Origin of the sequence: Micromonospora endolithica, assembly GCF_003626595.1 — a bacterium.
Classification (GTDB): domain Bacteria; phylum Actinomycetota; class Actinomycetes; order Mycobacteriales; family Micromonosporaceae; genus Micromonospora; species Micromonospora endolithica.
Map to the genome: position 1 here is coordinate 1,039,907 of NZ_RBAK01000001.1, position 17,493 is coordinate 1,057,399.

The window sequence follows — 17,493 nt, forward strand, 5'->3', positions numbered from 1 at the left end:
AACCGGCCGGCGCCCGCCGAGCGGAAGGGGAGCCCGCATGGCCCTCGCACCCGACACCGTCGTCCTGATCCACGGCCTGTGGATGACGCCGCGCAGCTGGGAGCGGTGGGCCGACCGCTACACCGCTCGTGGCCTGCGGGTGCTGGCCCCCGCCTGGCCCGGCCTGGAGGGCGAGGTCGAACGGTTGCGGGCGGATCCCACCCCGATCGCCGGGCAGAGCATCGCCGGGATCGCCGACCACTACGACCGGCTCGTCCGCGACCTGCCGAGACCACCGCTGATCATGGGCCACTCGTTCGGCGGGTTGATCGCCCAGCTCCTGGTCGACCGGGGGCTCGGCGCGGCAGCCGTCGGCGTGCACCCGGCCGCCCCCAAGGGCGTGGTGAAGGTGCCGCTGAGCACCCTGCGGTCCGGCTTCTCGATCCTGCGCAACCCGGCAAACCGGCACCGCGCCGTACCGTTCACCGCCGACGACTTCCACTACGCCTTCGGCAACACCCTCGACCGGGAGGCGTCCGACCGGGCCTGGGAGCGGTACGCGGTGCCCGGCGCCGGCCGGGTGCTCTTCGAGGGCGCCTTCGCCAACCTGGACCCGAACTCGCCGGCCCGGGTCGAGGTCGGCCGGCACGATCGCGCCCCGCTGCTGCTGCTCGCCGGCACCGAGGACCACGTGGTGCCCCCGTCCGTGGTACGCGGCACCGCGGCGCTCTACCAGCGGTCCCGGGCGCTGACCGCCTATCACGAGTTCGCCGGGCGGTCGCACTTCACCGTCGGTGAGCCCGGCTGGGAGCGGGTCGCCGACTACGCCCTGGACTGGGCCGTACGCGCGGCGGCCCTGCCCCGCGAGGCGACCGTCGCCCGCGAGGCCCCACGATACTGAGCGCGGACCCGAGACCCGGAGCGGTCAATCCCAGGTCTGGGTGATGTCCAGGATCTCCAGACCAGGAGGCGCCGCCGCCGACACCACCTTGGCGTCGCGGGTCACGAGGTAGCAGCGGTAGAGAACCGCTGTGGCCACCGCGTGCGCGACGTCCAACGTCACGCCGTGCCGGGCGGCGAGCCTCGCCACCGGACGGCTGGTCGGCGCGTCGTAGACCGCCACCTCGATGTCGCGGTCCCCGGCGAGCAGCACGTCGAGGAGATCAGCGGCGGCGGTGCCGGCCACCTCGAGCTGCGCCTGGCCGAGGCACAGCGCCGGGATCCAGATCCGCTGGTCCGGGTCCTCCTGGGCAAGGGTGATCATGGCACCGGGCTCGACGCTGGTGCCGGAGGCGTAACCGAGAAGTGCGGAGGTGTCCAGGACGAGACCGTTCACGCCGCAGCCGACCCCTCGTCGAACTGTGCGAGCCACTTCATGTTGCGGGCGTGCTGCTCGTCGCTGATCGGGGCCTTCGCGGCGAGCCTGGCCCTCGTCCGCTCGACGTCCTCGTCGGTTACCACGTAGCCGAGTTCAGCCCACCGGGTTCGTAGTCCGTCGGCCCGCATCTTCCGGCGGAGAACCTCGGCGATGAAACCCGAGGTGTTGTTCCGCGACCGCTCGACGTACGCGGCGACATCGTCGGGCAGGCTGATCGTGATCCGTCGCGTCATACTCACAGCCTATACGCTGCATACTCCGGTGCCTGGTAGCGACACCACTGGCATGGTGAGGGTGGGTGCGGGTACCACTGAGACATGAGGGCGAGTTTCCGGCTTGGCCGGATCGCGGGTGTTCCGGTCGGGGTCAACTGGAGCGTCCTGGTCATCTTCCTGCTGATCGCGTGGGGGTTGGCCGCGAACCAGTTCCCCCGGTCGTACCCGGACCGGCCGGTGATCGCGTACGTCCTGGCGGGTCTCGCGGCGGCCGTGGTGTTCTTCCTCGGCCTGCTCGCCCACGAGGTCTCGCACGCGATCGTGGCCAGGCGCAACGGCCTGGAGGTCGGCGGCATCACGCTCTGGCTCTTCGGCGGTGTCGCCGAGCTGAAGGGCGAGGCGCCGAGCCCCGGTGCGGAGCTGCGCATCGCCGGCGTCGGTCCGCTGGTCAGTCTGGTCATCGGGCTGTTCTTCGGCGGCATCGCGGTGGCCCTGGCCCTGACCGGCTACGAGGGGCTGCTGCTCGGGATGCTGGCCTGGCTGGCCGGCATCAACGTGCTGCTCGCCGTCTTCAATGTGCTCCCGGCCGCCCCGCTGGACGGGGGCCGGCTGCTGCGCGCGGCGGTCTGGAAGGCCACCGGCGACCGGACCCGGGCCTCGGTGGTGGCGGCGCGGGCCGGCCGGATCCTCGGTGTGGTCCTGATCGGCCTGGGGTTCTGGCAGTTCTTCGTCGGTGCCGGCTTCGGCGGGCTGTGGCTGGCCCTGATCGGCTGGTTCCTCATCGGGGCGGCCGGCATGGAGGAGCGGCAGGCCCGGCTGGGCGACGCGCTGCGCGGGGTCCGGGTCGCCGACGTGATGACGCCGCAGCCGCAGACCGCCTCGGGCGACCTGACGGTGGCCGACTTCGTGGACAACTACCTCTTCGCGTACCGGCACTCGGCGCTGCCGCTGACCGAGGAGGGCCGCCCGGTCGGTCTGGTGACCCTGGACCGGGTCCGGGGCGTGCCGCCGGACCGGCGGGCCGGCACCACCCTGTCCGAGGTCTCCTGCCGGGCCGACGAGCTGGTGCTCGCCTCCCCCGACGAGCCGCTCAACGACCTGCTCCCCCGGCTCAGCGACTGCGCCGACGGGCGGGCGCTGGTGGTCACCGACGGCCGGCTGGTCGGCATCGTCTCGCCCAGCGACATCAGCCGCGCGGTCCAGCGCGGCAGCCTCCGCGAGCAGATGACCGGCGGGCGCTGAGCCGACCGCGGGCCGCGTCCGGCGTGGGGGGCTCAGGCCGGCCCAGGCGTCAGGAGCCCGCGCAGCCAGGCGCGGGTCCACGCGGCGATGGTGAACGAGTCGGTGACCAGGCCGTCCCGGATCAGCTCACCGACCCGCTCCGGCGGGTACGCGACCGTCGACCGGATGCCCTCCGCCGCCTCGACCGCCCCCACCTCGGGGATCTCGGCCAGGAACAGCCGTACCGCGTCGGTGGCGGTGCCGGTGTCCACGTGCATCTCGCCGAGGTCGACCAGCCGGGTGGGCGCCACCCCGATCTCCTCGCGCAACTCCCGGGCGGCCTTCTCCTCGGCCGGCACGCCGGCCTCGCCGAAGCCGCGCGGCGCCTCCAGGTGCCAGCGCCGGGTGGCGTGCCGGAAGTGCTCCACCAGGATCACGGCGCCGTCGAGCACCGGCAGCAGGACGACACCGTCGGCGCCGCTGGCGGGCATCGAGCGGACGTACGTCCCGAGCCGGCCGCCGGTGAAGCGGACCGGATCACGGACCAGGATGCCGTACTCGTCCTGGTGGACGACCCCGGTTGCGCTCCACTCGGTGGGCAGGCCGTTGGACCGCAGCAGGTCGGCCTTGGCCTGTTCCGCCGCGCGCACCTCCGCCGGGTCGGTCAGGATCTCCACCGCCGCGTCCGGCGGGTTGGCGAAGTGCTCGGGATGCTTGCGGCGCAGCTCGGCGTACTCGCTCCAGCGGTCGGTCACACTTCCTCCTGGGGACGGTCGATGTTCGGTTCCTCGTCCCGGTCACCGTCGCCCTCGGTCAACGGGAAGCCCGCCTCCCGGACACGGCGTACGAGTTCCCGCCAGTCCTCGCCGGCGCGTTCCAGGTGGACCCGCATCACGTCGATGCCGGTGCCGAGTTCCCGTCCGGCTCGGCGCCGGTCCCGGCCCACCACGGCGAAGCGGACCACCGCGGTGGCACCCCGGGCGGCGACCTCGGTGGCCACCTCGCCGACCAGCTCGGCGCGCGGGTCACCGTCGAACACCACCGACATGGTGCTGCCGAGCACCTCGACGCTCACCCGGATCGCCGGTTCCCAGGCGGCCATCAGGTCGGCCCGGCGCTCCCCGACGATCACCGCGAGCCGGCCGGCCAGGGCGACGTACCGGTCGTAGACCTGCTGCCCGCGGACGGCGAAGTCGCGCGGCTCGTCGAGCAGGTCCCGCAGGCTGGTGACGTACGCCTGCCACTCGTCGGTCCGGCGCGCCTGGCGCACGTGGTGCAGCTCCAGGCCGGTCAGGTCGATCCGCAGCGGCAGTTGGACCAGGTCGAACACCTGCGGTCGCAGCGTCCGGAGCAGGGCGAGCAGGTCGTCCATGTCCCGCTCGGGTGGCTGCTCCCGCCGGTACTCCTGCATCGCGGTCCGGCGCAGCGAGTCGGCGGGGATCATAGCGTACCCGTCGACGGCGTCCGGCAGGGTGGTGTTGTAGCGCAGGTCCACCAACTGCTTCAGCTCGGCGACCAGCGGCTGCGCGCGGAACCGCCCGTCCGCCGGGTTGGTGTCCGGCTCGACCAGGAACTCCCGGTAGAAGGTGTCCCGGGTGGCCCGCTCGGCGCCCACCGCCCAGACCGTGGCGTCGCGCAGCCGCTGCCGCAGCACCGGCCGGCTCTCCTCGTCCAGCCCGAGGTCGCGGCGCAGCTCGTCGACGTCGAACGCGGTGAGCTGGAGCAGGAACCGGCGGAACTCGGCGAACAGGCAGCGCTCGGTGAGCCGGTCGTTCTCGGTGTCGTCCCAGGACAGGCGCAGGCACCGGACGGAGTCGACCTCGTCGAGCACCCGCAGCCAGCCGGCCCACCCGGTCGGGTCGACACCGAACGGCAGCTCGGCGCGGGGCGTGCGCTCCCGGACCAGGTACGGGACCAGGACGCCCTCGCCGAGTAGAGCCCGGAACGCCTCCCGGGCCGGGCCGTCGACGGTGAAGTCCTGGTGGACTACGGGATTGTTGACGAAGTACGCGCGGTTCACCACCACCTGCTCGGCGTTGAGGATCGCGCGCAGGTACTCGGCGCGGGCGTCCGAGCGGCGGCGGCGGTCCACGTCGGCGTACGACTGCCGCCGGTCGAGCATCCGCGCCAGGACGTCCTGCCGCACCCACTGGTTGTCCAGGCACTGGGCCACCACGGTGATCGGTGCGAGATCCCGGTTGTCGATCGGCGTCAGTCCCTCGGCGGCGCCGGGCAGGTCCGTCATGTCACTCCTCAGTGGACGGAGCAGGAGGGTCCAAGACCATCATGCCGCCACCGGGCAGCGCGGCGGCGGTCGCACATCCGACAGCGCTCAGTCCCGCGGCAGGTACCGGTCCAGCAGGTCGGTGCGGAAGACACCCGCCGGGTCCAGCCGCGCGGCCAGGGCGCGGAAGTCCGCGTACCGGGGATAGGTGGCGGCGACCGCGGCCGGCACGATGTCGAAGACCTTGCCCCAGTGCGGACGCGGCGCGAACGGCGCCAGCCGTTGCTCCACCGCGGCCAGCACCGGCCGGACCCGGTCCGCGTCGGCGATCCAGGTGAAGTGCACGGCCAGGCTGTCCCGGTCGTACGCGGGGCTCAGCCAGAGCCGGTCGGCGGCGACCGTGCGCAGCTCGCACACCTGGAGCACCGGGGCGATCAGGTGCGCCACCGGGTCCAGCGCGGCCAGCACGTCCGCCGCCGCGGACCGGGGCACCAGGTACTCCGACTGCAACTCCTCGCCGCTGCTCGGGGTGAAGCCGAGCCGGAAGTGCGGCAGCCGCTCGTGCCAGGGCCCCGGCTCGCCGAGCTGCGGCGTGCAGTGCTCCGGAGGCATCCCGGCGACCGGGTGGCGGGGGTGGTCGGCCGCCGTCGTGCCAAGCCAGTCCGCCGCCGGCGGCGGCTCCTCCGCCCGCTGCTTGCGCCACACCTCGCGCAGCGTCGGCGTCCGCCAGTCGGTGAAGACACTGACGCTGTACGCCGAGGAGAGCGCCGCGTCCAGCGACTCCCGGGGCAGGCCGAGGTGAACGTACTGGCGCAGCGCGAAGGTGGGCACCACGTCCAGCGTGACCCGGGTGACCACGCCCAGCGCGCCGAGGGAGACCACCGCCCCGGCCAGCGTCTCCGGTTCGGTGCGCCGATCGAGGGTGAGCAGGTCGCCGTCGGCGGTGACCAGCTCCAGGCCGGCGACGGCGGCACCGAGGTTGCCGAGCCGTTCCCCGGAGCCGTGGGTACCGGTGGCGACCGCCCCGGCGACCGAGATGTGCGGCAGCGAGGCGAGGTTGGCCAGCGCGTACCCCCGCTCGTGCAGGTGGGTCGCCAGGTCGCCGTAGCGCAGCGCGCCCGGCACGGTGACGGTCGCGGCGTCCCGGTCCAGCGCGATCGCGGTTGGCAGCCCGGCGAGCGACACCAGATCGCCGGTGGTGTCGCCGAGGCGGTTGAAGGAGTGCCCGCTGCCGACCACCCGCAGCCGGTCGCTGCCGGCCACCAGGCGGCGCAGCTCGTCGAACGACGCCGGCTGGTGGAAGCGCCGGGCGGCGTAGTGGACGTTGCCCGCCCAGTTGCGGCGCGGTGTCATCGGCGTCCCCCGTCCGTCGTGCCGCCTCCCCGGCGGGCGCCCGCGACCCGTGCCGCCCACCCGACGGCCCCCGCGCGTGCGTGCCCGACGGTACGCCCCGACGGTTACTGGCGCCGAAGGCGGGGAACCCTGTGCCGATGAGCAGCTACCGCGATCCCGCCCTGCGGGGCGACGTCTTCCCCTCCGAGGAGGAGATCGACCCGACCGGTGCCGGGCTGGAGCCGGCGAGCGCCCCGCCGGTGGCGGCCGGCACCACGCCGGGCCCGCAACCGACGCCCGCGCCGCCGCCGGCACCCACGCCGGTGCCGCACCCGGGACCCCCGCCCCGCGGCCCGGAGGGGCGGTCGATCGTCACCCACCACCTGGACGGCTCGGTGGAGGTGGTCACCGACCTGGACGGCGACGGGGTCGCCGACGTGGTGCAGTTCGACCTGAACGGCGACGGGATACCCGACGTCACCTACGTCGACAGCGACCGGGACGGCCGCCTCGACACCGTCCTGCGTCAGCCGGGCGCCCACCCCGCCGGTTAGGAAGGGACCCTTTACCCGCACCAGGCGTTAAGCGGGGGCCCTTCCTTACAACTGGGGCAGCACCTCGGCGGCGACCAGGTCGAGGTGGTCCAGGTCGCTCAGGTCGAGCGCCTGGAGATAGAGCCGGCTGCTGCCGGTGGCCGCGTACGCGCCGATCCGGTCGACGACCTCGGCCGGCGTACCGGCCAGCCCGTTGGCCCGCAACTCCTCCGGGTCCCGGCCGATGGCGGCGGCCCGGCGGGCCACCTCGGCGTCGTCGCGCCCGCAGCACAGCACCAGGGCGTTCGACCACACCAGGTCGCCCGGGTCCCGGCCGATCTCGGCGCAGGCCGCGCGGACCCGGTCGAACTGGGTGACCGAGTCGGCGACGGAGGCGAACGGCAGGTTGAACTCGTCGGCGTACCGGGCCGCGAGGCGGGGCGTGCGCTTCGGCCCCATGCCGCCCAACAGGATCGGCGGCCGGGGGTTCTGCACCGGCTTGGGCAGCGCGGGCGAGTCGCTGACCTGGTAGTAGCGGCCGGCGAAGTCGAAGGTGCCGCCGACCGGCGTCCGCCACAGCCCGGTGATGACCGCGAGCTGCTCCTCCAGCCGGTCGAACCGCTCACCCAGGGCGGGGAACGGGATCCCGTACGCGGTGTGCTCCTCGGCGTACCAACCGGTGCCGATGCCCAGCTCCACCCGGCCGCCGCTCATCTGGTCCACCTGCGCCACGGTGATCGCCAGCGGGCCGGGCAGCCGGAAGGTGGCGGCGGTCATCAGCGTGCCCAGCCGGATGCTCCGGGTGTCCCGGGCCAGGCCGGCGAGGGTGCTCCACGCGTCGGTCGGGCCGGGGTCGCCGCTCACCGCGCCCATCTTGAGGTAGTGGTCGGAGCGGAAGAACGCCCCGAAGCCGGTCTCCTCGGCGCGGCGCGCCACGGCGAGCAGGTCGTCGTAGGTGGCGCCCTGCTGGGGTTCGGTGAAGATCCGCAGTTCCATGCTCCGAGCATAGGAGCCGGCCGGGACGCGGGTGCCGGTGGCGCGCTTCCCGGCGCACCGGCGGACCGCGGCGGGCAGCGCCGAGCCGTTAGGGTGGGCCGCGTGCCCACACCCGTCGTGTCCGCGCGGGGGCTCGGCGTCTCCTTCGGCTCGGTCGCCGTGCTGGTGGATGTCGACCTCGACCTGCCGCCCGGTGCGGCCCTCTGCCTGACCGGCGCGAACGGCGCCGGCAAGTCGACCCTGCTGCGCTGCGTCACCGGGCTGCTCACGCCGCAGGCCGGCACGGTCAGCGTCTTCGGCGCGACACCGGACGGCTCGGCGACGTTCTGGCGACGGGTGGCCACGACGGTGGAGCAGCCCACCTGGTACCTGGGCCTGACCGTGCGCGAGCACGTCGAGCTGGTCCGGCTGGCCGGGGGCGGCGATCCGGCGGACGGTCACGTCGACGAGCTGTTCGCCGTGCTCGGGCTCGCCGCGCTGGCCGACGCGACCCCGGACGTGCTCTCCTCCGGGCAGCGACAACGGATGCTGCTGGCCGCCGTCCTGGCCCGCCCGAGCGACCTGCTGGTCCTCGACGAACCGGAGCAACGGCTGGACACCGAGATCCGCCCGGTGGTGGCCGGCCTGCTGCGGGACCACCTGGCCGGCGGCGGCAGCCTGCTGCTGGCCAGTCACGACCCGTCGTTCGTGGCGGCCCTGGGTTGCCCGACCCTGCGACTCGGTGCCGACGCGTCGTGAGCCAGCTCCGCGAGTCGCCGGTGGCGGTGGCCGGTCCACCGCCGCGCGCCCGGGAACTGCGCCGCTGGGTCCGTCGCCGGCGGGCCGCCGCGGGCGCGTCACTCTCCCTGGAGACGGTGTACGTGCTGGCGCTGACGGTGGTGATCACCGTCGCCATGGTCGGCCCGTCCTGGGGCCGGCTGCTCTGGCCCGACCGACCGGCGCCGGAATCGGCGCGCTGGACGGTGGTCGCGCTGCTCGCCGCGGCGGCCGTCGGCCTGCTACTCCTGCTGCGTCGGCTGGGACCCCTGCTGCTGCGCCGGGACGACCTGGCGTGGCTGCTGCCCACCCCGGTGCCGCGCCGTGGCCTGCTGCTGCCCGCGCTGGCCCGGGTGCTCGTCGGCGCCGCCGCGGCGGGCGCGCTGGTGGCGCTGGGCGGTGTCGCCCAGCTCGCCGAGCGGCCCACACCCCCGTCGACCTTCGGCTGGTGGGTGGCCACCGGCGCGGCCGGCGGCGTACTGCTGGCGCTGCTCGCCGTGGCCGCGCAGCGCCGGCCCGGACGGGCCCGACCGCTCGACGTGATCCCGGTGGTCGCCCTGCCCCCGCTCGGCGCGCTGGCGCTGGTCGAGCCGGCCGGCGCGGTGCCGGGCGTGCCGGTGGTGGCGCTCGGGCCACTGGCGTCGGCGGTGCTCGCCGCCGCCGCGGTGGCGACCGCGGTCACCGTCCGGGCGCTGGCGAGCTTCCCCGGCGCACCGCTGCACGACCCGTCGCGGCTGCTCGGCTCCCACCTGGACGCCGCGTACGCCGCCGAGCCGTCGTTCCTGCCGGACCTGTGGGAGCGCCGGTACTGGCGGGGGCGCGCGCTGCGGTCGCGTCCGCTGCGCCGCGGGCGGCTACCCGGTCCGGTGCGACACGACCTGCTGATCCTGGCACGCAAGCGGCGCCGCCTCGGCTGGCTCGCGCTGGCCGCCGCGGTGCCGGCCGTGCTGGTGCAGGCCCCGGGCGGCACCCTCGCCCTGCTGGTGGTGCTCGGCGGGTCACTGGCGGCCGGCACCACCCTCGACGCGACCCGGCGGGACGCCGCCGCACCGGCGCTGCTGCGGCTGCTCGGGCTGACCGGCCGCCGGGTGCTCGTCGCCCGTACCGTCGCACCGGCCCTGCTCGCCTCGGTCTGGTGCGCGCTCGCCGCGGCGGTGCTCGCCGCGACCGGCGACCTGCCGCCCGGCCCGTGGTGGGCGCTCGGGCTGGCGCTGGGGCCGACGGTCGCGGTGATGGCGCTGCGCCGGGCCCGGTCCGGGCTGGTCGACAACTCGCTGCCGTTGGTCGACACCCCGGCCGGCAGCTTCGCCCCCGGTCCGCTGATCTGGCTCCTCGCCGGGGTCGACCAGCTGATGTTCGCGGTGCCGGCGCTCGCCGCCCTCGGTGGTCTGCTCGCGCCCACCTGGGCCTGGGTGCTGGTCCAGGTGGGCCTCTCCGCCGCCGGTCTCGCCGCGTGGTTGCTGCTGGGCACCGACCGCCGCCGCCCCGTTCTCTGAGCCCGGTGGTGCTCAGACGTACGGGCGGACGGCGTACGCCGCCTTCAGCGCGGCCAGGCCGACCGACTTCGGTGAGAGGGTGCCCCACCCGGAGTTGAAGTAGTTCGTCCGGGCGATCCGCGGGCCCCGCTCCGCGTTGAGCGCGGCGACCGCCGCCGGGACGGTGGCGATCCAGCCGGCCTGGTTCGGCACCTCGGCGACCCGCACCCCCCACTCGGCGATGAGTACCGGGCGGGACAGCGCCACCGGACCGAGGTCGGCCACCGCCCAGTCCTTGGTCCGGCGGAACCGGGCCAACGCCGTGTGGGTGGCGCTGGTGGCATAGACGTTCCACTGGAGGAAGTCCAGCTTCGCCATCAGCGCCTCCGGGTGGGTCCGCTGGTAGCAGGCCCGGTCGAAGCCGCCGACACCGACCGAGAAGGTGGTGCCGGCCGGCAGGGAGCGGGCCTTGAACCAGTTCACGATGTACGTCATCGCCTGCACCGCGCGGGCGTCCGAGCTGGCCCAGGAGTAGGACACCCCGGCCTCGGTGGTGCCGAACTCGTGGTCGGTGTCCAGTTCGGAGGCGAGCTGGATGTTCACCCCGAAGCCCAGCGTGCGGTACTGGGACAGGGCCCGGGCGAACAGGCCGTCGCACTGGCCGGCCAGGACCTGGCTGTACCCGTACGCCCTCGGCCAGGTCGTCCCCGGTCGCTGCTGGATGGTCATGGCCGGCGCCGGGACGGTGTAGGTGACCCCGTCGACCGTGAACGTCTGCGGCCCGGTGTTCGGCGCGCCGTAGTGCTTCAGCTCCAGCACCATGTTCATCTTGATGCCGGCCCGTCCGAGCGTGACCAGCCAGGGCCGGTTGTAGCCGGGGAAGATGTAGCCGTCGGCGAAGCTGCGGTACTGCGTCAGGGAGCGGAAGTTGCCGCCCGCCATGTCGGCGGTCGGGTCGGCCCCGCCGGAGAGGTAGTAGCCGCCCAGCACCGGCTGGCCGACGGTGTAGTCGACGGTCGCCGTGGCGGTCCGCCCTCCGTTGTCCCGCACGGTCACGGTCACCCGGGGCATCACGCCACCGCCCGGTACGCCGCCACGGCCCCGTTGTCCGACACCTTGCTCCAGGTGCGGCCGGAGTCGTCGGAGACGGTGAGGGTCAGGGGGTCGATCACCGCGACGACGTCGACCGGGGCGCTGCGGTTGCCCTGCGCGTCGGTGACCACGATCGTGACGGTCACCGGTCTGGTGTCGGGGTCACCGTAGGTGACCATGAGGGTCATGGTTTCGCCGGGATTGAAGACCGTCGCGTTGAGGGCTGCGGTCACGGTCGGAGCGGCCATTTCGGCTCCTAGCGCTACGTGGAGCGTACCGACGGCGACACCGCCGTCGGCGGGACTGGATCGGGGGAGATGGATGTGGCCCGCATCCGAAGCGCCTCTCACCTGCGCCAACAGTGCTCCGACGAACAGCCCGGCGTCTTGTCGGTTATCCGACTTACACCGCGATGAGAGTTTTTTTCACTAAATGGCCGGCTGCTGCGGCGGACCGGTCAACTGCTACAACGGAGCGGTGAAATACCTGATGCTGATCTACGGCAACGAGGAGATCTGGAACAGCCTCCCCGCCGACGAGATGTCCACCCTGATCGGCGAGGTGGACGCGTTCAACAGGGCGCTGCGCGCCTCCGGCGAGCTGGTGGACAGCCGGGGCCTGGTGACGCGGCCACGGTCGGTGCGGATGTCCGGGGCCGTGCCGGTGGTGACCGACGGGCCCTACCTGGAGGCCAAGGAGTACGTCGGCTCGTACTTCGTGGTCGACGTGGACGACGAGGAGCGGGCGCTGGAGATCGCCCGGTCCTACCCGGCCCTGCGGTTCGGCGACACCGCCGGGGGCGGCCTGGAGGTGTGGCCGCTGATGGATTCCGGCGGCGGGTCCTGAGCCACCACGCCGGCGTGGGTGACCTGCTGCGCGACCTCGCGCCGCAGGTGCTCGGGGCGTTGGTACGCCGGTACGGCGACTTCAGCCGCGCCGAGGACGCGGTCCAGGACGCCCTGCTCGACGCCGTACGGGTGTGGACCCGCGACGGCGTACCGGAGCATCCGGCCGGCTGGCTGCGCACCGTCGCGGCCCGCCGGTACGTCGACCAGGTCCGGGCCGACGCCGCGCGGCGACGCCGGGAGGTCGCCCTGCTCGACGCCACCCCCCGCGACGCGCTGGTCGCGGCGCCCCCGGACGTCGAGCCGGCCCGCGACGACCTGCTGGAACTGTTCTTCCTCTGCTGCCATCCGGCGCTCGGGCCGTCCGCCCAGCTCGCCCTGACCCTGCGGGCGGTCGGCGGCCTGAGCACCGCCGAGATCGCCACCGCGTTCCTGGTACCGGAGGCGACGATGGGCCAGCGCATCGTCCGGGCCAAGCAGCGCCTGCGGGAGGCCGGGGCCCGGTTCGACCTGCCACCGGAGCCCGAACGAGGACCCCGGCTGGCGGTCGTCCTGCACGTGCTCTACCTGGTCTTCAACGAGGGCTACAGCGCCAGCAGCGGCCCGGAGCTGCGCCGGGTCGAGCTGACCGGGCAGGCGATCCGACTGGCCCGCCGGCTGCGCGAACGGCTGCCCGACTCCGGCGAGGTGGCCGGCCTGCTCGCGCTGATGCTGCTCACCGAGGCACGCGGTGCCGCCCGCACCGGGCCGGACGGCGACCTGGTCCCCCTGGCCGAGCAGGACCGCAGCCGTTGGGACGCCGACGCCATCGCCGAGGGGACGGCGCTGGTGACCCGGAGCCTGACCACCGGGCCGCTCGGCCCGTACCAGGTGCAGGCCGCCATCGCCGCGGTGCACGCCGAGGCCCCGTCGACGGAACAGACCGACTGGCCGCAGATCCTCGCCCTGTACGAGCTGCTGGAACGGTTGGCGCCCGGTCCCGCCGTCACGCTCAACCGGGCGGTGGCCGTGGGCATGGTGCGCGGTCCCCGGGCCGGGCTGGACCTGCTGGACACCCTGGAGTCGGGGCCGCTCGCCGGACACCACCGGCTGCTGGCCGTCCGGGCGCACCTGCTGGAGCAGGCCGGGGACGTCCCGTCCGCCGCCACCGCCTGGCGGGAGGCGGCCCGACTGGCCGGCAGCCTCCCGGAGCGGCGACACCTCATCCGGCGGGCCGCCCGGCTGATGTGACCGGCGTCACCTGTCGGTCCGGTCGAAGTCGGCCGGCGGGTTCCGATCACCCGGCGAGCGGCACCACGGTGGTGCCGCCCGAGGTGAGGGGAACCATCACGATGACCAAGGTGACCGCGCAGTTGTCCGTGTCGCTGGACGGGTTCTACGCCGGGCCGCGGCACACCGGCGACGGCGCCTGGATGGCGTCCGCCGAGGCCGCCGGTTTCTTCCGGGTCACCCGCTGGGCGACCGACGCGCTGGCGTGGCGGGAGCGGCAGGGCTTCGCCGGCGGCGTACGGGACGAGAACTCGGAGATCGTGGCCGAGTCGTTCGGCGCGGCCGGCGCGTACGTCATGGGGCGCCGGATGGCCGACGGCGGTGAGGTGCCGTGGGGCGACGACCCGCCGTTCCGCGCGCCGGTCTTCGTGGTCACCCACCGGTCGCGGGAGACGCTGGTGCGGCAGGGCGGCACCAGCTTCACCTACGTCACCGACGGGGTGGCCGCCGCCGTCGCGCGGGCCCGGGAGGCCGCCGGCGGGAAGGACGTGGCGGTGGCCGGGGGCGGGAGCCTGGTCCGTCAGGTGCTCCGGGCCGGCCTCCTCGACGAGCTGGAGTTGCACGTCGTGCCGGTGGTGCTGGGCACCGGGCTGCGGCTGCTCGACGCCGACCTGGACCTCGGCGAGAAGGAGGCGATCGAGCTGACCCCGGTCCGGGTCGTGCCCACCGGTGAGGTGACCCACATCCGCTACCGGGTCGAGGGCCGCGCTCCGCTCGTGCTCGACGACCGGGGCAGCGGCGGCGGTCCGACGACCACGCGGTGAGATCCACTCGGCCTCAGTGAGGTCGGGGTGTCCACATCGCCCGGACACCCCGACCTCACGAAAGTCGCGTACCGACGGCCGGTCGGGGCAACGGGATGCGGGCGGATGGCCCTACAGTGTCGGCACCCGGAAGCGACCAAGGAGAGCAACGTGCCCGATCCGACCCCGGAGACCCCCGCGTCGTCCGAGTCCCGGGGCGCCGTCGACCCGCCGGCCGCCGCACCGCCGCACCTGCTGGTGATGCCGGAGACCACCGGCCTCCCCGCGATCGAGTGGCCCGGCCCCGCCGGCCAGCCGGCGTGGGCGATCCCGGTGACGATCCCGTCCGGCACCCGGGGCTACGCCGTCTTCCTCCCGCTGCTCCCGACCTCGGCGGAGCCGAGCGGCACGGTGCAGCCGACCAGCACGGCGGGTCCGACCAGCACGGCGGAGCCGAGCGGCACGGTGCAGCCGACCAGCACGGCGGGTCCGACCAGCACGGCGGAGCCGAGCGGCACGGTGCAGCCGGCCGGCACGGCGGGTCCGACGACCGGGACCGGCGTGACGGCGGCATCCGACGTGACCGACGGCGGCCCCACGGACGCGGCGGCACCGCCCTCCGACGACGCCCCCGGGGGCCCGGTCGTCCCCGGCACGCCCGTCCCGGCTCAGCGGTCCGCCACACCGTCCGCGGTGGCCATCGCCCCGACGGAAGCCGCTCCGGGCGACGCCGGCGCCCCGGTCACCGAGGCAACCTCCGCCGCCGTCGCCGGGACGACCGCGACCACTCCGGCACCGGCCACCCCGGAGCCGGGCATCGACGCGGCCACTCCGGCGCGCACGGACGACGTCCCACCACGGCCCGCACCGGAGCCGACGGAACCGCGGTCCGCGACATCGGAGCCGGCCACTCCCCCGCCGACGGCGGCACCGCCGCCCGGCTGGCCGACGTACCCGGGCGGCCCGCGCCCCCCGCACGGGGTGCCGTACGCGGTCGCGCCGACGTACGACTTCCGGTCGCGACCCGCGCCACCGTCGTTCCTGCAGACGATCTGGCCCGGGCCGGAGGCCGCCAGGGGCTGGCGCACTCCCGCCGCGGTCCTGGCCGGGGCGCTCGGGGTGGCGGTGTTCGTGCCGCTGAACCGCACCGGCATCGGCTGGTTCCTCGGGTGGCTGGTGCTGACCGTCGCGGTCGTCGTCGCGGTACGCCGGCGCGTCGCCGACCTGCCCCGCGCGGAGCGGCTGGTCCGCGCCGGCTGGGCGGCGGCGGCCCTCGCCCTGCTCGCCGTGCCGGCGTTCCGCAACGCCTGGTGGCTGGTGACGTTCTGCGTGCTCGGGGCGCTCGGCTGCGCCGCGCTGGCCATCATCGGTGGACGCCTGATCCGGTCGATCCTGTTCAGCGTGGTCGCCGCGCCACTCGGCGCGGTCCGGGGGCTGCCCTGGGTACGGCGACACGTCGAGGCGCCGGCCGACACCGGCGCCGTCCGGCGGGTCGTGGGATCGGTGGTCGCCACCGCGGTGGTACTGGTGGTCTTCGGCGCGCTGCTCTCCTCCGCCGACGCGGCGTTCTCGCTGGTGCTGGGTCAGATCATCCCGGAGATCAGCATTCCGGCGACGTTCCGCGGGCTGTTCCTGCTCATCATCGGCGGGTTGATCGCGGTCGCCGCCGTCTACACGATCACCGCCCCGCCGGACCTGTCCCGGGTGGACCGCCCCACCTCACGCCGGCTCGGCGTCGTCGAGTGGGCGCCGCCGATCGGCGCGTTGACCGCCCTCTTCGTCGGTTTCGTCGCGGTGCAGTTCACCGTGCTGTTCGGCGGGGAGCAGCACGTCCTGCGCACCGCCGGCCTGAGCTACGCCGAGTACGCGCGCAGCGGTTTCTGGCAGTTGGTCACGGTGACGCTGCTGACGCTGGCCGTCCTCGGCGGGGTGACCCGCTGGGCCCGGCGCGAGCGCCGGGCGGACCGGATCCTGCTGCGGGTCCTGCTCGGCCTGCTCAGCGCGCTCAGCGTCGTCATCGTGGTGTCCGCGCTGTCCCGGATGTACACCTACCAGAAGGTGTACAGCTTCACCGGCGAGCGGATCTTCGTGATGGCCTTCGAGGTGCTGCTCGGCGCGGTGTTCCTGATGGTCCTCGCGGCCGGGATCCGCTGGCGCGGCCAGTGGATCCCGCGGCTGACCGTGGCGCTCGCGGTGGCCATGCTGCTGAGCCTCGCGGTGCTCAATCCGGAGGACTACGCGGCCCGCCGCAACGTCGCCCGGTACGAACAGACCGGGAAGATCGACGCCTGGTACCTGCGGGCGCTGTCCGCCGACGCCACGCCCGCCCTGACCACCCTGCCCGACCCGGTACGCCGGTGCACCCTGAGCTGGATCGCCGACGACCTGGCCGAGCCCGATCCCTGGTACGCCTGGAACCTGGGGCGTACCCGGGCCCGGGCGGCGTTGGAGCGGGTCGGCCCCGACGCCGTCGGCGGGGCCCGCGACTGCCGTGCCGCCGACCAGTACGACCTGCCGAAGACCCGCCGCTGAGCGGGGACACCCACCGGCCGCCGGTGGCCTTCCGGTCCCGGCGGCCGGCGTGCGGTCAGCTCGTCACCAGGGCTCGGGGATCACCAGCGCGAGGCAGCGGCGGGTGCCCGGGGACGGCTGGTAGCAGGCGGAGGCCTCCAGGTTGTTCGTGTGGTCGAACCGGGTGAACGACGTGCTGCCACCGTTGACGCAGGTGCCGCCGCTGGCGGCCGTTCCGCCGGTGACCGTCGCGGTGGCGCAGCCGACGTTGGTGGCGGTCTTCTGCACGGTGCTCAGCGACGAGCGCTCGTCGAACGAGTTGCCCGTGCCGTAGCCGGTCAGCTTCACGCCGGGCCGGGTGACGGTGTACTGGAACGAGCTGGAGGTGTAATACGACCAGCTGCCGCCGGTGCCGACGGTACGCAGCTCGGGGTCGGCGGCCGACGGGGGGATGTAGATGTAGAAGCCCTTGTCGTTGGTGGTGGTGCCGGAGATCATCCGGTAGACGATGACCAGGAGTCCCTGGCTGTAGGTGCCGGTGGAGTAGGTCAGGTAGGTGCCGCTGCCGCAGGTGGTGCGATCGGCCACGTAGCCCACCCCGTACGCGTAGAGCAGCACCCGGGCGCAGCGGCCGTCGTTCGCGGTGTCCTCGATGGTGCCGACCGTGTTGGCGGTGCCGGCACTGTCGTTGGCGTAGCCGGTCAGGCGCACCCCGGGCAGGGTGCCCGCGTACTGGTAGGCGCTGGGGTGGTAGTAGCTCCAGGACGCCGACCAGCCCGACCCGGACGGCAACGTCGCCATCGCGGGTGCGGCGGGCAGCAGGGCGGCGACCAGGGCGGTCACCAGGGCGGCGGTGAGGGTGGCGGCGGTCTGCCGGTATCGACGGCGGATGGTCAACGGGTCCTCCGATCTCGTGGCACGCGG

The 17,493-nt window shown here is 74.3% G+C and carries 18 protein-coding genes; 9 read left to right on the forward strand and 9 right to left on the reverse strand.

Translation table 11 applies throughout. The features are described from left to right. Positions 1-37: 37 nt before the first annotated feature. Positions 38-880 (forward strand): alpha/beta hydrolase, encoded by an 843-nt coding sequence (locus D7223_RS04685; protein ID WP_120725098.1) that lies wholly within the window; start codon positions 38-40, stop codon positions 878-880. A gap of 24 nt (positions 881-904) precedes the next feature. Here the strand turns inward: D7223_RS04685 and D7223_RS04690 are convergent, their stop codons facing one another. After that, positions 905-1,315: a PIN domain-containing protein gene (locus D7223_RS04690; protein ID WP_120725100.1), complete on the reverse strand. Its 411-nt coding sequence runs from the start codon at positions 1,313-1,315 to the stop codon at positions 905-907. Then, positions 1,312-1,590 (reverse strand): hypothetical protein, encoded by a 279-nt coding sequence (locus tag D7223_RS04695; protein ID WP_120725102.1) that lies wholly within the window; start codon positions 1,588-1,590, stop codon positions 1,312-1,314. The genes D7223_RS04690 and D7223_RS04695 overlap by 4 nt, the downstream gene beginning before the upstream one ends. 84 nt (positions 1,591-1,674) lie before the next feature. On the opposite strand from D7223_RS04695, the gene D7223_RS04700 reads away from it, so the two are divergent. Further along, entirely contained in the window at positions 1,675-2,814 is a 1,140-nt protein-coding gene (locus D7223_RS04700) for a site-2 protease family protein (protein ID WP_120725104.1), read from the forward strand. Between the two features lie 32 nt (positions 2,815-2,846). Here D7223_RS04700 and D7223_RS04705 read toward each other — a convergent pair whose 3' ends face one another. From D7223_RS04705 to D7223_RS04715, 3 genes are all read right to left on the reverse strand, one after another. Continuing rightward, positions 2,847-3,548 (reverse strand): NUDIX hydrolase, encoded by a 702-nt coding sequence (locus tag D7223_RS04705; protein WP_120725106.1) that lies wholly within the window; start codon positions 3,546-3,548, stop codon positions 2,847-2,849. Continuing rightward, entirely contained in the window at positions 3,545-5,038 is a 1,494-nt protein-coding gene (locus D7223_RS04710) for a hypothetical protein (RefSeq protein ID WP_120725108.1), read from the reverse strand. The genes D7223_RS04705 and D7223_RS04710 overlap by 4 nt, the downstream gene beginning before the upstream one ends. 87 nt (positions 5,039-5,125) lie before the next feature. Next, complete coding sequence (locus D7223_RS04715) at positions 5,126-6,370, reverse strand: FAD-binding protein (RefSeq protein ID WP_120725110.1); 1,245 nt, start codon at positions 6,368-6,370, stop codon at positions 5,126-5,128. A 137-nt stretch (positions 6,371-6,507) separates the two neighbouring features. Between D7223_RS04715 and D7223_RS04720 the strand changes: the two genes are divergently transcribed. After that, entirely contained in the window at positions 6,508-6,903 is a 396-nt protein-coding gene (locus D7223_RS04720; RefSeq protein WP_120725112.1) for a hypothetical protein, read from the forward strand. A 45-nt stretch (positions 6,904-6,948) separates the two neighbouring features. Here the strand turns inward: D7223_RS04720 and D7223_RS04725 are convergent, their stop codons facing one another. Beyond that, positions 6,949-7,878: an LLM class F420-dependent oxidoreductase gene (locus D7223_RS04725; RefSeq protein ID WP_120725114.1), complete on the reverse strand. Its 930-nt coding sequence runs from the start codon at positions 7,876-7,878 to the stop codon at positions 6,949-6,951. A gap of 102 nt (positions 7,879-7,980) precedes the next feature. On the opposite strand from D7223_RS04725, the gene D7223_RS04730 reads away from it, so the two are divergent. Together D7223_RS04730 and D7223_RS04735 are read left to right on the forward strand one after the other, a co-directional pair. After that, the gene (locus D7223_RS04730) at positions 7,981-8,616 is read left to right on the forward strand and encodes an ABC transporter ATP-binding protein (RefSeq protein WP_120725116.1); all 636 of its coding nucleotides are present in this window, start codon (positions 7,981-7,983) and stop codon (positions 8,614-8,616) included. Beyond that, a complete protein-coding gene (locus D7223_RS04735; RefSeq protein ID WP_120725118.1) occupies positions 8,613-10,130 on the forward strand; it encodes a DUF6297 family protein in 1,518 nt (505 codons plus the stop codon). Before D7223_RS04730 ends, D7223_RS04735 begins: the two co-directional genes overlap by 4 nt. Positions 10,131-10,142: 12 nt before the next feature. Here the strand turns inward: D7223_RS04735 and D7223_RS04740 are convergent, their stop codons facing one another. Both D7223_RS04740 and D7223_RS04745 read right to left on the reverse strand, forming a co-directional pair. Next, complete coding sequence (locus D7223_RS04740; RefSeq protein WP_120725120.1) at positions 10,143-11,180, reverse strand: hypothetical protein; 1,038 nt, start codon at positions 11,178-11,180, stop codon at positions 10,143-10,145. Next, positions 11,180-11,449 carry a hypothetical protein gene (locus D7223_RS04745; protein ID WP_120725122.1) on the reverse strand — a complete coding sequence of 90 codons (270 nt, stop codon included), beginning with the start codon at positions 11,447-11,449 and terminating at the stop codon, positions 11,180-11,182. The genes D7223_RS04740 and D7223_RS04745 overlap by 1 nt, the downstream gene beginning before the upstream one ends. A 229-nt stretch (positions 11,450-11,678) precedes the next feature. Between D7223_RS04745 and D7223_RS04750 the strand changes: the two genes are divergently transcribed. The 4 genes from D7223_RS04750 (at position 11,679) to D7223_RS04765 (ending at position 16,590) form a co-directional block, all read left to right on the forward strand. Next, a complete protein-coding gene (locus tag D7223_RS04750; protein WP_120725780.1) occupies positions 11,679-12,047 on the forward strand; it encodes a YciI family protein in 369 nt (122 codons plus the stop codon). Beyond that, positions 12,014-13,276 (forward strand): RNA polymerase sigma factor, encoded by a 1,263-nt coding sequence (locus D7223_RS04755; protein WP_238161559.1) that lies wholly within the window; start codon positions 12,014-12,016, stop codon positions 13,274-13,276. The genes D7223_RS04750 and D7223_RS04755 overlap by 34 nt, the downstream gene beginning before the upstream one ends. A gap of 101 nt (positions 13,277-13,377) precedes the next feature. Next, positions 13,378-14,079 carry a dihydrofolate reductase family protein gene (locus D7223_RS04760; protein ID WP_120725124.1) on the forward strand — a complete coding sequence of 234 codons (702 nt, stop codon included), beginning with the start codon at positions 13,378-13,380 and terminating at the stop codon, positions 14,077-14,079. 150 nt (positions 14,080-14,229) lie between these two features. Next, a complete protein-coding gene (locus D7223_RS04765; RefSeq protein ID WP_238161561.1) occupies positions 14,230-16,590 on the forward strand; it encodes a DUF4153 domain-containing protein in 2,361 nt (786 codons plus the stop codon). Between the two features lie 63 nt (positions 16,591-16,653). Here D7223_RS04765 and D7223_RS04770 read toward each other — a convergent pair whose 3' ends face one another. Then, positions 16,654-17,466: a hypothetical protein gene (locus tag D7223_RS04770; protein ID WP_120725128.1), complete on the reverse strand. Its 813-nt coding sequence runs from the start codon at positions 17,464-17,466 to the stop codon at positions 16,654-16,656. Positions 17,467-17,493 lie beyond the last annotated feature (27 nt).

What these genes read in the sequence shown, in the direction of transcription:
- D7223_RS04685 (WP_120725098.1), top strand. Translation starts at nt 38, where the DNA reads ATGGCCCTCGCACCCGACACCGTCGTCCTGATCCACGGCCTGTGGATG.
- D7223_RS04695 (WP_120725102.1), bottom strand. Translation starts at nt 1,590, where the DNA reads ATGACGCGACGGATCACGATCAGCCTGCCCGACGATGTCGCCGCGTAC.
- D7223_RS04700 (WP_120725104.1), top strand. Translation starts at nt 1,675, where the DNA reads ATGAGGGCGAGTTTCCGGCTTGGCCGGATCGCGGGTGTTCCGGTCGGG.
- D7223_RS04710 (WP_120725108.1), bottom strand. Translation starts at nt 5,038, where the DNA reads ATGACGGACCTGCCCGGCGCCGCCGAGGGACTGACGCCGATCGACAAC.
- D7223_RS04715 (WP_120725110.1), bottom strand. Translation starts at nt 6,370, where the DNA reads ATGACACCGCGCCGCAACTGGGCGGGCAACGTCCACTACGCCGCCCGG.
- D7223_RS04720 (WP_120725112.1), top strand. Translation starts at nt 6,508, where the DNA reads ATGAGCAGCTACCGCGATCCCGCCCTGCGGGGCGACGTCTTCCCCTCC.
- D7223_RS04725 (WP_120725114.1), bottom strand. Translation starts at nt 7,878, where the DNA reads ATGGAACTGCGGATCTTCACCGAACCCCAGCAGGGCGCCACCTACGAC.
- D7223_RS04740 (WP_120725120.1), bottom strand. Translation starts at nt 11,180, where the DNA reads ATGCCCCGGGTGACCGTGACCGTGCGGGACAACGGAGGGCGGACCGCC.
- D7223_RS04745 (WP_120725122.1), bottom strand. Translation starts at nt 11,449, where the DNA reads ATGGCCGCTCCGACCGTGACCGCAGCCCTCAACGCGACGGTCTTCAAT.
- D7223_RS04760 (WP_120725124.1), top strand. Translation starts at nt 13,378, where the DNA reads ATGACCAAGGTGACCGCGCAGTTGTCCGTGTCGCTGGACGGGTTCTAC.